Annotated in this window: 12 protein-coding genes and 2 pseudogenes; 5 read left to right on the forward strand and 9 right to left on the reverse strand. The window is 36.1% G+C overall.

From position 1 onward, the window contains the following. Positions 1-8: 8 nt before the first annotated feature. From AC5LWL_RS20405 to AC5LWL_RS20420, 4 genes and pseudogenes are all read right to left on the reverse strand, one after another. A complete protein-coding gene (locus AC5LWL_RS20405) occupies positions 9-743 on the reverse strand; it encodes a hypothetical protein (RefSeq protein WP_493436010.1) in 735 nt (244 codons plus the stop codon). Between the two features lie 31 nt (positions 744-774). Continuing rightward, a complete protein-coding gene (locus tag AC5LWL_RS20410) occupies positions 775-1,509 on the reverse strand; it encodes a hypothetical protein (RefSeq protein ID WP_493436011.1) in 735 nt (244 codons plus the stop codon). A gap of 94 nt (positions 1,510-1,603) precedes the next feature. Continuing rightward, the gene (locus AC5LWL_RS20415; RefSeq protein ID WP_493436012.1) at positions 1,604-2,197 is read right to left on the reverse strand and encodes a hypothetical protein; all 594 of its coding nucleotides are present in this window, start codon (positions 2,195-2,197) and stop codon (positions 1,604-1,606) included. A gap of 64 nt (positions 2,198-2,261) precedes the next feature. Further along, positions 2,262-3,788: pseudogene (locus AC5LWL_RS20420) on the reverse strand (IS5 family transposase). A 201-nt stretch (positions 3,789-3,989) separates the two neighbouring features. Here AC5LWL_RS20420 and AC5LWL_RS20425 point away from each other — a divergent pair. The 4 genes and pseudogenes from AC5LWL_RS20425 to AC5LWL_RS20440 form a co-directional block, all read left to right on the forward strand. Next, positions 3,990-4,177 (forward strand): annotated as a pseudogene (locus AC5LWL_RS20425) (transposase); the annotation flags it as partial. A 789-nt stretch (positions 4,178-4,966) separates the two neighbouring features. Then, complete coding sequence (locus tag AC5LWL_RS20430; protein WP_493436013.1) at positions 4,967-5,467, forward strand: hypothetical protein; 501 nt, start codon at positions 4,967-4,969, stop codon at positions 5,465-5,467. Between the two features lie 1,014 nt (positions 5,468-6,481). Beyond that, positions 6,482-7,468 (forward strand): carbohydrate kinase family protein, encoded by a 987-nt coding sequence (locus AC5LWL_RS20435; RefSeq protein ID WP_493436014.1) that lies wholly within the window; start codon positions 6,482-6,484, stop codon positions 7,466-7,468. A 13-nt stretch (positions 7,469-7,481) separates the two neighbouring features. Then, a complete protein-coding gene (locus AC5LWL_RS20440; protein ID WP_493436015.1) occupies positions 7,482-7,622 on the forward strand; it encodes a hypothetical protein in 141 nt (46 codons plus the stop codon). 353 nt (positions 7,623-7,975) lie between these two features. On the opposite strand, the gene AC5LWL_RS20445 is transcribed toward AC5LWL_RS20440, so the two are convergent. Further along, positions 7,976-8,593, reverse strand: coding sequence for an acetate uptake transporter (locus tag AC5LWL_RS20445; protein WP_493436016.1), 618 nt, complete (start codon positions 8,591-8,593; stop codon positions 7,976-7,978). A gap of 298 nt (positions 8,594-8,891) precedes the next feature. Here AC5LWL_RS20445 and AC5LWL_RS20450 point away from each other — a divergent pair, with 298 nt between their 5' ends. Beyond that, the gene (locus AC5LWL_RS20450) at positions 8,892-9,416 is read left to right on the forward strand and encodes a CBO0543 family protein (RefSeq protein ID WP_493436017.1); all 525 of its coding nucleotides are present in this window, start codon (positions 8,892-8,894) and stop codon (positions 9,414-9,416) included. A gap of 721 nt (positions 9,417-10,137) precedes the next feature. On the opposite strand, the gene AC5LWL_RS20455 is transcribed toward AC5LWL_RS20450, so the two are convergent. The 4 genes from AC5LWL_RS20455 to AC5LWL_RS20470 all read right to left on the reverse strand — a co-directional run bounded on the left by AC5LWL_RS20455 (position 10,138) and on the right by AC5LWL_RS20470 (position 15,486). After that, positions 10,138-11,403, reverse strand: a complete 1,266-nt coding sequence (locus AC5LWL_RS20455) for a dihydrolipoamide acetyltransferase family protein (protein WP_493436018.1) — start codon at positions 11,401-11,403, stop codon at positions 10,138-10,140. Between the two features lie 15 nt (positions 11,404-11,418). Then, positions 11,419-12,450, reverse strand: a complete 1,032-nt coding sequence (locus AC5LWL_RS20460) for an alpha-ketoacid dehydrogenase subunit beta (protein ID WP_493436019.1) — start codon at positions 12,448-12,450, stop codon at positions 11,419-11,421. Between the two features lie 13 nt (positions 12,451-12,463). After that, positions 12,464-13,435: a thiamine pyrophosphate-dependent dehydrogenase E1 component subunit alpha gene (locus AC5LWL_RS20465; protein WP_493436020.1), complete on the reverse strand. Its 972-nt coding sequence runs from the start codon at positions 13,433-13,435 to the stop codon at positions 12,464-12,466. A gap of 284 nt (positions 13,436-13,719) precedes the next feature. Next, a complete protein-coding gene (locus AC5LWL_RS20470; protein WP_493436021.1) occupies positions 13,720-15,486 on the reverse strand; it encodes a sigma-54-dependent Fis family transcriptional regulator in 1,767 nt (588 codons plus the stop codon). Between the last annotated feature and the right edge of the window lie 99 nt (positions 15,487-15,585).

Genomic DNA, 15,585 nt, shown 5'->3' on the forward strand with positions numbered 1-15,585 from the left:
TTGGTTTTTCATTTGATTAACTCTTGTAGCATTTCTTTACCACGAATTTCAATGGAACGGTTTATTTTCCTAATTACTTCAAGAATTTGTATTGTATTAAAATTTGATGGTAATTTTTTATTGTTCATTGTATGTCCATCCCAGTACATTTGAATTTTTCTATTATCTAGATATGCGCCTATGTATTTAAACTTTTGGCACTGCTTTAGAAAAGCATCTTCACCAAACTCTTTTAAAAAGTATTCTAGCGTTATATCCCAATAATCATCAAATAATGCATTTCGTTTAGTATTAAAGCCTTTCGGAACTAATGTAAAATTTCCGATTGAATGTGTTAACGCTGCGAATTTTTGTACTTCTTCATGTTCATTTATTTCCTTGTAATAATCATACTCGTCCAACAACCATTCATATCTTAACTTATAATTGGAAATACCACTTGATTTCCAATATAAACTACCCTGTTCTATATCATAAGCCAATAATAGTAGACGATAAATACGATAAAATGAATTCATTGTATCAGAATCATAATTTACAAATTGTTCATCAGAAAGCCTCCATATTTTATTATATAAGCTTCTAGCTAACTCACTTCTATCACAGTCAAAAGAAGAACCACTAATCTTATATTTTAAAAACTTCTTAACTGGATTTTTCTCGTGCTTGACTTCTTCTTTAGGAGATTCATTTTTAAAATCATAATGGTAATCATTATTTTGTATAAATTGCTCTGTATTCATATAATTCAACCTCCAGAATATTTTATTAAATTTATTTGTTACATAAATGAGGAAGTACATCCATAAACACAAGTCGTAAAGTATATGCTAACTCGTGCATTAGTAATATTGATTCAGATTTATCGTTGTCATCTGTTGCATATTTATCCCATTTGAAGTTTCTTGCATACGAATAGCAATGCAAGTATTCGATATAGCGTTCCCTGCTTTCTACTTCCTCCTTATTTTTAGGCGAGTAGTTAAATGGCAATATTTGTGCGAGTTCAAAATCATCCTCAGTCCAATCTTTCATTGATGGATTATAATTTACTGAGTAACATGTATGGAAATAGTTCAAATTTGGATTGACTTCAAACCACTTTGGATCTTTCACTCCATCAACACCACTATAGCTTTTTACAAAAGTATTTACTGTGTCGATAATTTGTAACGTCTTCCTAAACTCTTCATTATTCAAAAACAGCATCGAATGTAATGTGGTATATACTTTATTTAACTTATTTTCCAAATAGTCCCATGCATCCTTATTGGTAAGTGGGATATAATTGTAGTAATTAGTAGGAATATATAAATAAATAATTTTCTCCAACGGCAGCACAATTTTTTCAATAATTTGTAACGCTTTTACCTCATCACTAATAACCCAAAAAGACTTTGCTTCAACAAATGATGGATTGCCTTTTTTATTCACTCGCTTAACATGTCTAATTAACTTTGCTTCTTCCGATAGTAAGAATTTTTGCTGAATAACTTCATGTAAATTCATAAAGAATGCCTCCTTATTCAATTGTCAATATAATTACAAGTCATATCGTATCAAATAATGGAGACATTATTGACTCCCAGTTTTTGTGACCGACCTATTTTTTCTTATCAAATTTTGTTATGTAATAAATAAAGTTTGTAAAATTAATTGCGTATTTCGTTCCACCAGAACTATTCTGACGTATTAGTATTGGATTCTCACCGTCAACATAACGATTTAAACTTTGTTCGATTTTTTCCTTGCTGAGTGGTAACGTATTATTATGTTTTGCATTTTGTACAATTTGCTCAACAGTCCAATATTCATAAGGATTTTCAAACATAATCGTAAAGCAAATTTTGTCGTTTGGCTTGAACATTAAGTTACTACTTAACAGCATTAACCTATATAATTTTTCCGTATCAATAAAAAGCGGCGTTTCCTTTTTAAAAAGAGTGTATAATTTTTTTATCGTTTCATGATTTGTTCTCCGAGAGGGACTCGTGAGTTTTTTTATAAATTCTTTCTCATGCAGAAATCCTTTTTCGCACATATATTCTAATAGTCTTGTTTTATTCTTAAAGCCTTTGCCATTAAACCCCCATTGTTCTCCTTCTTTTACTAGCACCGTCTTTTCCTCATGGATTAAATAATGTATTGTATTTTCCATCAATTCACTGTAAATAAAATCAAAATTAAGTAAAATCATATTGATTCCACCTTTCTTGTCTCATTATAAGTCTCCTTTCTAGGTTAATTCGTTTTTGTTTTAACTATATTAGGGAGTGCTGAACAACTCCTTTACGTAATTTTATAACGAGTTTGAATTGGAAATTAGATAATATATTTCGAGCCCACTGTTGGAAAACAGGCAAAAAAGAATCCCGGAGGACCTTTTCTATATTCATGACGAGGAATTGTAGGGCAATGACAGTCTCACTTGTCTGTCTTAGGCGTGCTTGAATTAAGCCAAGCCCATATTTGCGCTTACCTTCGCCGAATTTCCCTTCGATTGCGTTTCGTTCAGCATTATCTTACCGTTCGACCCGCTTCTGTTCCGCATTCTTCTGTCGATCGATGGAGGGTCTACCCAGATTAGGGTCGCTTAACCTTATGCCCAGTCCTTTACAGAGCTGACGATTTTCACGAGTCCGATAGATTGTGTCGGCCAAGACCGCTTCAGGATAGTAACCGAATCGCTCTTTGTAACTTTCAATGGAATCCTTTAGAAAGATACCTTCATGATAGGCGTCCCAACTGAGTGTATCTATGAAGGCGTAGCCATCTGCCAGACTGACGGATAACTTAGCACCAAACTCTACTGGGGCATTTGTTTTCCCTCTCACAATCGGGCGAATATGCGGCTGGCTTATGCTAACTATCCGATCTTCGACTGAATGGGATTGATTCTTATACATCGTGGACTGTTGACGATAAATTTCCTGGATAACAAGCAGGTCACGATATTGCTTCGTATTCAACTGATCAAGTCCAACTTGGGCAACAAGTTTCTCGACATGGAGTAGATTTCGTTTAACATAGCTTAGTTGGCACTCCATACCTTTACGGATTTTTTGATAGCCCGGCTTCCGTTGTTTCGTCAATGATAGGTACTCTTTGCGAGCTTTCACTCGGTAGGTACGCGGTTTCTTCTGTTTGCCGACCAGTGGTTTATGAAGCGTGTCCAACATCATTTCAAGTTTCTCACGTGATTTGTTCAGTAGCCCGATATCCGTAGGATAGGTGATATCGGATGGTGCGCAAGTAGCATCCAGAAGCAGCTTTCCTTGATTCGGAGGCAATGTTTGTTCCGACGAACTTGAAGAGCTAGGCTTTTCAGTGGGATGACCATCGCCAGTTGGTGGCTCATCGTCCTGACCTTTCTTCTCTTTTTTCCGCTGTTCTAATACAATGGATTCATTCAGTTCATTGATAAGTTCCGCATTGAAACGCTTGCGAAAATGTGTCATGGAAGAAGAGTGAAAAGGAGCAGCTTCTTGAAAGGAATGCAGCCCAATGAAGTATTGCAGATAGGGATTTTCTGTGATGGATTCGACTGTTTCTTCATCGCTTAGACCTAGTCTTTCCTTGATAATCAGAGAACCAAGTGCAAGTCGGACATTATAGGCCTTGCTTCCTTGTTTAGTATCTCCAAGCTTCTTGATATACGTTTCTTCGACTTCGTTCCAGGGTATAAGGGAAGCCATGACAACCCAACGATTATCAGGGTTTAACTGCCCTCCGAATGGCAAGAAAAATTCGTGTGGCATGATCATCTGATTTTCATTATGTTCGTACATGGCAAGCCCTCCAAGTCTATATTTTTGTTTTTTTTATTATTTCACCTTACATCTTTATTCGACAAAAGATGCGGAAAACCTTTTGGTTGAAGGAATGTTGGGTTGTTCAGTAGCACCTATATTAGATTTTCACTTATTTGACGAAAACTAAATTAGCCAGATTACATGATAATTATGGATTTACTAGGTTATCAGAAAGTTAGTATGAATAATTCAGGAATAATACAACACAATGATTTACTTAGTGGTCAATTTCTTAACATGCAGCTTGGACCAGGAAAGAATAATGATAAAACATATGGTACCGTCTGCCTTGAAACGTAGAGGCGGGCGATTTGTGTTTGCGTGATCTTGGTTACATTAATTTAAAGAAGATAAAAGAGAAGCATTTTAATTTTTTAACTCAAGAATAAGTTAAAAAAACTTATATCCCTGCCCTAAAAGGTACCAATTTTATTAGTTGAAACATGGTGTCTCACCCCAAAAGTTAGAGTAAAAACCTAACTTTTGGGGTGTTTTTGTATGGAAAAATATAGTGATTAAGTAAGCGTCAAACTTCACCCACATGATTTGAAGCTTACCTATACTGATAAACAAACTTTGAAACTAATCGAAGATATCTCAGGCAGGAGTGATGGACAATGGGTTAGTGAAACCGAATACAGAAGGTACGACACGAAATGTTTATCTCATAACATATGAAATGCGTACAACATATCGTATACCATGTGCCATTTCATGAGTGTCTGACAGGTGCGATACAACACATAGCATATAACCGAACGGCGTATCACACCGTATGCGTATAGGATACGATACGCAATGCGATACCGTATAACGGTGCGTACTTAATCACGTATGCTATGCGTATCAAATGAGTACGTCATACGTATAGTATGCGACATATCATAAAGATGATGGTTTGCGTATCCTATACGCATATGGTTCGTTATCTCATGCGTATGAGATACGTATGAAATACGTATAAGATGTAGTATGAATTAAATATTGCATATCGTTTCATATGGCATATGGAAAGTATGTGTGTTTTATACGGCACGGTGTGTCACACGGTATATGATACGGTATGTCAAATAAGATAACATTTGTTGCTGCTGCAACCGGTTAAGAATGTGAAGAGTCACACCACCAAACATATCCCATAAGGAGAGATGATCATGGCAGATTACACATACACAGGATTAACCGCCTATATATTACCGCATACAGGAGACATGGAGAAATTAAACCTATTAGCAGACGCAATCGAAGGGTTGAAAGCATGCGTCGAATCGGTTGAATTTGATAAAGATGCATACGAAAACGTTGTCTGCTCAGACGGTTACTTGCATATTTATTCTAATGAAAGCCTATGTTACCCACATGAGTCAGAACTCCCACAAGGTACACCGGAAGAATATGCACGCCCAAGCGTAGAAGGTGTCACGATTAAAGACATTTCTTTCATCAAACTGAATATACCGACCGTTTCTAAATCATCCGAAAGAATCGAAAGTTTTATCTATAAATCTCTACGTCCAGTGCTTCTTGAGTTATTTGGAAACCACATTGTTAGCATGAAAACCAAAACAGCGATGGAATACGAAAACTTCCGAGACGGAAAAGAAACCGTATTAGTGAGCGTAAAAGATAGAGTGAAATCACACGTAGCAGCATAACCGATAGCCGACACCTGGTTGTCGGTTTTTTTTGTTAGCAGATTCGCCATGCTATTCTGATCGAAGTACCAGATCCTCTTAATCAAACGATACCGAAAAGCCTGACAAAACGCTCTCCTGTCAACGAAACGGAGGATGGAAAGCCGGGTCCCGCCTTTTGGTCGGTGGTATCTGTTGCCTCTCTCGCTAGCGCTCGTATAACCGCTCCCAAAAGCCCTCTCTTTCCATCCTCCAAAGATCTATCTAATCAAGGTCAACGGGCGTTTTTACGCGGGTCCCGCGTCGTTCAGTGGTCTTTCTTGACGTTCTCGCTAACGCTCGTATAACCGCTTCTCTCCTTCCCACGCAAAACCTCCCAAAACGTGGCATTCGAACAGAGCGGAGCCTTCCGTCGTTCGGTGCTCTTTCCTGCCTTTTTTAGCGCGTACTTCTTCTACGAATCCGTACGTACGTATCCCATTTTTTTGGCATACAAGCGCCTCTCTCTGTCCCCTCTGTTCGAACAAAACGTATCTCTCCCGAAGCCCTTTAAGAAAGAAAAAGTTATTTTTTTTAAAAATAATAGTTTCACAATAGAGATTTGGTAAATAGCAGTGTTACAATGAAAACTGGTTCCATTAGTTATATCGCTCTCCATACAACTGATATGGAAAAAGCATTTGAAAAGATTCAAAAATGGATATCCAGATTATTACCAATGGAATAGAAGAATTACCTTACTGAATAAAAGGAATGAAGTGTTTTATCATTGCAGAACTGAAGTTGGAAAAGGTTGAGTTTTGTCAGATAATAGAATGAGAGGGTAATCACTCTAAACATAGATGGGGGGAAATGCAGCATTTTCATTAGGTAAATACAAACATTTGGAATAAAAATAAATTAGCGCGTCCTGTCCCAATGGCACAACTCTGATAAAAAATTTACGTTTTAACATGTAGATACATCCATATTCTTTATTAGGAACTTGCCGCTGAAATCATTATAAGGACAGCACTATTATACGAGGTGAAAGAATTGAAGAAAGCTTTTTGTATTGGCGAGGCATTAATTGATTTTATCCCTGTTCAAAAAGAGAAATCATTAAAAGAGGTTACTAGCTTTGAACGTGTGGCTGGTGGCGCCCCAATGAATGTGGCAATTGCGATTGCAAAATATGGGGGAGATTCGGTTATGCTAACAAAATTAGCTAATGATAGCTTTGGAGATTATTTAGTGGATGTGCTTCAAGAAAATGCTGTAGATACTTCCTACATTATTCGTTCAGAGGAAGGTGAGACTGGTTTAGCCTTTGTATCAGTCGATCAATCAGGAGAAAGAGACTTTAGTTTTTACAGAAAGCATGCTGCTGATTTATTATTTGCACCAAATGAGGTGAACGCAGCTTGGTTTAATGAAGGAGATTTGCTTCATTTTTGTTCTGTTGATTTAGTCGAAAGTCCAATGAAACAGGCTCATATTAAAGCAATAACTGAATTAAAAAAAATCGGCGGGATCGTTAGCTTTGATCCGAATGTGCGCCTTCCTTTATGGCCAGATAAAGAAAGCTGTCGACGCACTATTCTTGAATTTATTCCTTTAGCTGACATTGTGAAAGTATCAGATGAAGAATTATCTTTTATCACAAATATTCAAGAAGAAAAAGAGGCAATTAGTTCGCTTTTTGTCGGCAATGTGAAAGTAGTCGTTTATACAAAAGGAAAAGATGGAGCTATTATCTATTTAAAAAATGGAGAAAAATTTGAAGATAACGGATTTACAATAACTGTTTCAGATACTACTGGAGCTGGGGATGCGTTTATAGGCGGGTTTTTATCAGAACTGCTGACATTGGATACATCAAGTGATAATCTATGCCAAAAAGTTAGTGAACATCATCAACAATTACTTACTTTCGCCAATGCAAGCGGCGCACTTACTGCTTCCGTTAAGGGCGCCATTCAAGCGGCACCTGGCAAACAACATATATTGAATTTTATTGCTACCCAAAGGAATAATAAATAAAGAATAGAAGAAGGTGGTCAATCCTTCATTAAAAGCACTGGCTACCTTCCTATTCTACTTGCAGCGTAGCCAAATAAAAGTATACGTAAATGGAATCTTGCAAATGAATGATTTGCTTGCATACACTCCTGGTGGAAGCGGCGTTGGTCAATGAGCGATTACAGTACCAGCTGTACTTTGGATATTACAACATAACCTTGTATATCCTGTACTGCGAAGCTAGAGACGCCTCACATTTCAAAGATCTTATACTTTCGTACCTTTAAATGAAAGGGGACGTCCAAGAAGTCAGTATAACTGACTTTCTGAACGTCCCCTTTTTCATGAGAGTAACTCATATTTCTTCCGCCACTCTTTAATGATCTTCCACTTTTGGCTTCCTCTTTGGTTTGCGGAATTTGCTAAATCTTTTTAGTGATCTTTTTGCACTTCTTTTAGCGATTCCGTCATTTTGATATTTATCAGATAGTCCCTTTCAGTCTGCAGTTTCTGCAAAAATGCACTTGCCTACTTTTTGAAAATGCCAAATGGTTTTCCAATTGGTAAAACAACATATCCAAAATGTATATTTAACACAATGGCTCCACATCCATAAAAGGATAATAAAGCAATGCACATCTCTGCCATTCCAGCTATCATATGTGTAACTTCATACATAATGCCAAAAGAACTTAAAGATAATCCAATAAATAAAAGATCAATAAAGACGAAAATAAAAAATAATACTTTATGTGTTTCTAATGCCCCTATTGTCATAAATAAGCTAAAAATTAAATAGCCAATAAATGCAAAGCCCAGTTGTTTTGCATCCATATTTGCGGTAAGTGTTTCACCAAAAACACCTAATTGAATCAACCAAGTTGTTCCTACACCAAACCAGAATAGACCAAAAGCGCCAAAAGCAGTTGTGCCAAAAATATTATTATGCTTTGCATCTAGCATCGATGCAATCAGCTGTGCTATTCCTCCTAAGAAAAAGGCCCATGGCAAAACCAAAGAAACTCCTTCTGTTAAGCCTAATTTTTGCGATGAAGCAACAAATGTTACCATCGCAAGGCCGAACAAACCTAAAGCGGATGGATCTGCTGTTGTAATTTTAACTTGTGTGTGAGTCTGAGTTCCCATAAATTCCTCCTAAAATAAACATACCTATGTAATTTATAAGATTCCTGTAGGTGTGTCAATACAGAGTTGCTGGGAATAAGTAAATGTTTTCATCCTCTTTTTATATAGCCTCAGTTCATTTAGAACATTGAAATTATTGGAATAACAAGTTTACTTTATATCAAGTCAGATTACTGCCTAATCTTTAATCGATGATCTTTGATTGATAAGTGAAGAAGTGTAAAAACTTCATTTTTTTTATATATTTTCAAATTTTTAGGAAATAATAAATAATATATTGTGATTAAGGGGTATTTCTATGCATATTCTACTAAATGTTACTGGGTTTATAGTTGCTTATATATGGGGAGATTGGAAAAACTGGAAGAAATATTATCCCACCTATCTTTTTTTTATTGGAGGAGATCTATTTTTTAATCTTATTTCTTATAATTACAGGCTTTGGGAATATAAAGAAACACTCGCATTTAGTAATCTTTTAGATGGACACCTTGTCATCAGCCTCTTTATTATGGCAGTTGGATATTCCTCCACTATCCTGATTTATCTCGGTAATTTTCCAACACAACGATATAAACAATTTCTTTGGATTTTATTATGGATTTTATTATTTAGTTTCATGGAATTTATCAATAAGCATTATTTTGATATAATCGAGCATCATCATGGTTGGAGTGTATATTGGTCGCTTTTATTTAACATTGTAATGTTTCCAGTCTTAAAAATCCATGAAGAACATCCCTTTTTGGCATGGATTATTTCTATTTTATTTTTTATTTTCTTATACAATCAATTTGATTTTCCTAAAGATTCATTTCTTTAATTTCTCTTACTACAGATAAAATGTAAAGTAAGTTATTTGCTAAATATAATAATATCCATTTCATATGAATTTTTCCATTCATTTAATAAATCGAATTTTTTTATTAACAAGCTTTTTATTATCTTCTATCATTCCTAATATTAATAATAACGTCATAAATTAAGTGAATTTTAAAATCATTACATTACTCCTTCTTTTGATGATAGTTATATTGATTTGAAGGTTGGTTTGGTTGTTCTTCTACTACCAAAGAAAAAAGGAATCCGAACAACCTAATATCTCTACTACCATTACGGATTGCTGGTTATCGTCTTTTCCTTTTAGGTAGACCCATTTGGCCAGTAGGTGAAATTCCTGCCGGTATTGGTGGAGCCTACTTTTTGTACTTGTTAGCAATATCTTAATTTTGTTTGTAGGCTCCCTTGAAAAAAAGGTTCCGCAGGTGGAATAGACTTCGCTTTCTGCTTCAAACTTAGGTCATAAAACAATATAAAAAGCTGCTTCTTTTCTTATAATAATCGAGTAAAAAGGAGTATTTTAAGAGGTTATTCAAAAAGTCGGTAAAAATGACACGTCGAATTTCTTCGTTGGCTTCACTTTTCCGCTTCTCACGTATCAATACCATACGCTGTGATGCTCAAAGTGAAGCCGCCTTGAACTTCTTGGTCCTTTTTATCCTCCTTTTTGAACACGCACTTTAAGTATGTTGTTCGAGAGTTATTTATAATACTAGTAAATATGGATGTTCGAGATAATAAATCACTCGCCCTAAAAATTCTGCTGCTGGTGCTCCGTCTAATACACGATGGTCGAATGTTAAACTTAGCGGTAATTTTTTTATTGTTATCACTTGTTCATCTTCTAATTTAAGCTCTTCGATAAATGTTCCTACTCCAAGAATGCCTGTTTCTGGTGTATTTAAAATAGGAGTGAAATATTCAATCCCTTGTGCACCCAAATTTGTGATCGTAAAGGTAGACCCTGTTAATTCACTGCTGTCTGCTTTCCCAGACTTTGCTTTTTCTATAATATGACTAATAGCCTTTGCCAATTCTCCCAGAGGCAGTTGTTCAGCATGTTTCACAACTGGCACAACTAACCCATTGGCAAGTGCTGCAGCAATTCCTAAATGTACTTCTTCGTATTTATACAGTTTATTATCAATTAAATGGGTATTCATGAAAGGTTTATCTCTCAAGCTAAGTGTCACTGCTCTTGCTATCAGTACGGTTAATGTTAGTTTAATAGGAATATCACTATTACTTGCTTCATTTCGTACTTGTTTTTGGAATTCTATTAATTTATTTATCTCTGCTTTACGATGCAATGTCAGCTGTGCAGTGGCAGAAATGCTTTCATGCATACGTTTTGCGATAACACTGCGTATCGGTGGCAGCTTTTCTATAGTGGCAGCTGTATTTACAGTCCTTTCTTCGGCTTTCATTGGGGCTGTTTCTATTTTCTTTCTTTGCTCCAATTGGTTTGACTCAACTGGTGCGGTAGGATGTTGGTCTCTTTCTTTTGCATATAATTCAATATCTCGTCTTGTAATGCGTCCTTTTGGTCCGGTTCCTGTTACTTGAAGTGTTTCTACACCAAGTTCTTTTGCCTTTTTGCGAGCAGCTGGCGAAATGCGAATCTGCCTGTTCGGATGTTTCTCCACGTCCTCTTTACTTTCTATAACCTTGTTTTCCTTATATGGAGTTGGGTTTACAGGTTCTATAGCAGAAACAGGTTTTGCTTTTTCTCCTGCTTCACCAATAATTCCAATTACTTTGCCGACTTCTACTTCTGCATCCATGTCTTCGATGATTTCAAGTAATACACCGCTTGCCGGTGCTTCCACTTCACTTGTTAATTTATCCGAACTAATCGTTGCAACTCCTTCTCCTGCTATAATGGCATCCCCTGGTTTTTTCAGCCATTCTACAACCGTTCCTTCCTTCATTGTCATTCCTAATTTAGGCATTACAATAGATGTGGACATCTTCTCTCCCCCCTTTTATCGAGCTAATGTTAAGTCATTAACTAGTTCTTTTGCTGTTTGGACAACCCTCTCTGCATTTGGAATATAAAGCTGTTCTAAATTTGCTGCAAATGGCACCGGAGAATGTGGTGCCGTAATCAATTTAATAGGCGCATCCAAAAAGTCAAAGCCTTTGTCCGCAACTAATGCTGAAATATCTGCTGCCACACTGCAACGGGGATTTGCTTCATCCACTATGATCAATCTTCCTGTCTTTTCAACAGATTCTAGAATCGGTGCTTCATCTAATGGAGATAAAGATCTTGGATCAATAATCTCTGCTTGTATTCCTTTGTTTGCTAATATACCAGCTGCTTCCATGGCTACATGTACCATTTTGCCAATTGCCACAATGGTTACATCTTCTCCAGATCGTTTCACATCTGCTTTTCCAAGAGGAATCGTATAATAGCCCTCTGGCACATCCCCCTTCATGCTGTAAAGTGTTTTATCTTCAAAAAATACAACTACATCATCATCTTGAATCGCGGAAATCAACAAGCCCTTTGCATCATATGGAGTAGAAGGAACCACTACTTTTAAACCTGGAATGGCTGTAAACATTCCATAAAGTGATTGTGAATGCTGTGCCGCCGCACTTGCTCCTGCTCCATGATTGGTTCGAATCATTAAAGGAACCCTTGCTTTACCGCCGAACATATAACGCATCTTCGCTCCTTGGTTTAATACTTCATCCAAGCAGCTTCCAATAAAATCATTAAACATTAGTTCAGAGATTGGTCGTAAACCTGTTACTGCCGCTGCTACTGCGGCTCCCATATACCCAGCCTCTGCAATCGGCATATCAATCACTCTTTTGCGGCCATACTTATTGCCCAATCCTTTGGTTACGCCAAAAACACCACCCCATGCTTCTTCATCTTGTAAATGATCCACCGTTGCTCCGCCTGCAACATCTTCCCCAATTAAAATTACTTTTTTATCTCGTTCCATCGCGATATCAATTGCTTCATTAATTGCTTGTGAAAACGTTATTTTTCTCGTCATCTGTTTCACCTCATTATGATAATTTATAATTGACATACACATTTTCTGTTAATGTTTCAGGGCTAGGCTGACTACTGTTCTCAGCAAATAAAACAGCTTCTGTTACTGCTTCCTCTACATTTCTTTCAATGGTCTCTACCTCTGCTTCTGTTAATAAACTTTTTTCCAATGCATATCCCTTAAATTTTTCGATGCAATCCTCTTCTACTGGCCATTTTTGTTTATCTGATGAAGATTTATACGTTTGACTATCTCCTTCAAAATGTCCATAATTCCGGTAAGTTACTGCTTCAATTAACGTTGGTCCTTCTCCATTTCGAGCTCTTTTTACTGCTTCCTTTGCTGTCTCATACACGGCAACTATATCTTTACCGTCTACTTTTACGCCTGGAATATCATATGCAATAGCACGATCTACAATCGATTTTGCAGATGTTGCATATTCGAACGGAGTTGCTTCTCCAAACCCATTATTTTCTACAACAAAAATTACCGGCAATTTTAAAGCAGCTGCTATATTAATGCCTTCATGGAATGTACCATGATTATTCGCCCCGTCTCCTGAGAAACAAACAGTGACTCCATCCGTTCCTTCTACATAAGCAGTTAATCCCGCTCCAACTGCTAAAGGAAACCCGCCGCCAACAATACCATTTGCCCCAAGCATTCCAACATCAAGATCTGCGATATGCATCGATCCGCCTTTGCCTTTACACAGACCCGTTTCTTTTCCAAATATTTCAGCCATCATGCCATTTAGATCACACCCTTTTGCTATGCAGTGACCATGACCACGATGTGTACTTGTAATATAATCTTTTTCATTTAAGTGAGCACAAACTCCAACTGCAATTGCTTCTTCTCCGGCATACAAATGAACGAAACCGGGGATGGATCCAGTAGAAAAGATTTTATGCACCTGATCTTCAAATTTTCTTATCTCATTCATTTTCGTATACACCCAATATGCTTTTTCTTTATTCATCCCTTAATCCTCCCTGTTCATCTATTCCTTGTTTCACCTAGATTTTACAAGAATCACCCTTAAAATGAAAGCGCTTAATTTTATTAACTAAGCTTTTTTTATATAAAAAATGAAACAACTCTTTGCGAATTGTTTCATTTTGTCTCATAAAGTATTTCGCTGTATTTTTTTCATTTCATAATAGATAAAAGAAGCTATAGACATCTTGCTCTTCGCTACAAGACTTACTTAAATAGCTGTCTCACTTTCCAAAAAGTTTCTCAATTGTATCATTTATGAACTTTTTACTCTTTGCCCAAATTGTATTTTTTAATTTTTCGATACAAAGTCGCTCTGGATACATTTAATTCTTTTGCTGCTCTTCCTATTTTTCCATTGCAACTTACCAATGCTTCTTTAATCCTATTTATTTCTAATTTTGTTTTATAGTTAATAGACGGAGAAGAGACAGCATCGGGTATTAACTGATTTGAACAGCTAATCAGGTAATACAGTTCATTATCTGAGGGGATTTTATTTGTATAAAGTATTTCACATCGTTGCAATATATTATGCAATTCACGGATATTTCCTGGCCACTTCCCTTGCAAAAATATACTCACTAGTCGGTTTTTCCAGTGTGGATGCCAATTTATCCTATCAAAATAGGCATCCACATAACTTTCGATATCTTCCGACCTTTCTCTTAGAGGAGCAATGTTTATAGGATAAGCATATATTCTATAGAATAAGTCCTTATACATTTTCCCTTGTTCTACAAGCCGTCTTAAATCTGTACTTGCTGCTGTTATGATCCGTATATTTGTGCAGTTTTCTCTTTCCAATTGATGAAGAAATTGCAATACTACAAGTTGCATAGTTGATGACAGTTCCCCTATTTCATCTAGAAATAGCGTACATTCCTCGATTTCATTCAGATACTGTTTATTCGTTAAAGAAAGTGAAAAATTACAGCCAAAAAGCTCTTCTTCTAATTGCTTCTCCGTTATATTTCCACAATAAATAGAAAGAAATCGTTGTTTTGCTTTCGAGCTATTATCATGAATTGTTTTAGCAATTAGTTTTTTTCCAGTGCCTGTTTCTCCAAATAGATGAACAACAGTATTAGTAGGTGCTACCTTTTCCACTTCTTCTAAGAGATGTTTATATGTAGAGCTTTTTCCTTTTACTCCTTTAAACAAAAAACGAGCGATTTTCTGTAAGGGAATGCGATAGCCAATGATCCGATTTTCCTGTAAGATAGGCAGATACACATCTGATAATGGAATATTTTCCTCAATTAGTGTCTGCAAAGGAAGTCCTATATATCTTTGATACTTCTTATCTATCCCCTTTGATAAACTACAAATGATTTTGTCAAATGTACATATAATAAATTCTCTTTCAGAAGAATAATTCCTATTCGTTAACAAGTAAACTTCTTCCATCACTTTCTTTTTCCAATCAAAAGAGATGGAATCGGCTATTAATTTAACAGCAGATAAAACATAATTTACATTAATAGAAGAATATACACTTGAGATATTTAAAATACCAATCAGTTCATCCTTATGATTAAAAATGGGAGAAGCAGAACAATTCCAAATTTGTGATGCAGCAGCAAAATGCTCATAACCTTTAACCGTAATTGGTCTTTTTAATCTTTTCGTTAGACCAATTGCATTTGTTCCCACCTCCGTTTCATCCCACTTTGCTCCTTCTTTAAATAAGATATTTTCAGCTGCCTTTTCTACAGTGTTTTCTCCATTTTTAACTAAAATATAACCTTCCTTATCTGTTAATATCGTGGCATATCTCCAGCCAGTCAATAAACTTTGTAAACGCTTAATATTCGTTTTATATAAATGAATTAATAAGTGATTTTCTTCTTGTCTTTGAATTAGCTCCTCTTGTGTTAAGATGCAGTTTGCTGCACCGCCAAATGGGTTTACTTCCTGTTGTCTGCATAGTTGCCATGACTCCATAATTTCATTGTTAAGCATAGTCTTGTCTAATGAACCCTCACTTATAAAACGCTTCCAAATTTGTTCTGAAACTGCTTGTTTCCCCATTCACACATACCTCCTCTTACATAGTTTAATGAAATAAGAAATGAAGTATTACTAATACTTATTATACAAAAATTCAGCATATAGATAGGTGAATAAGCG

It is taken from the genome of Niallia sp. WK069_GA_01, assembly GCF_983173855.1.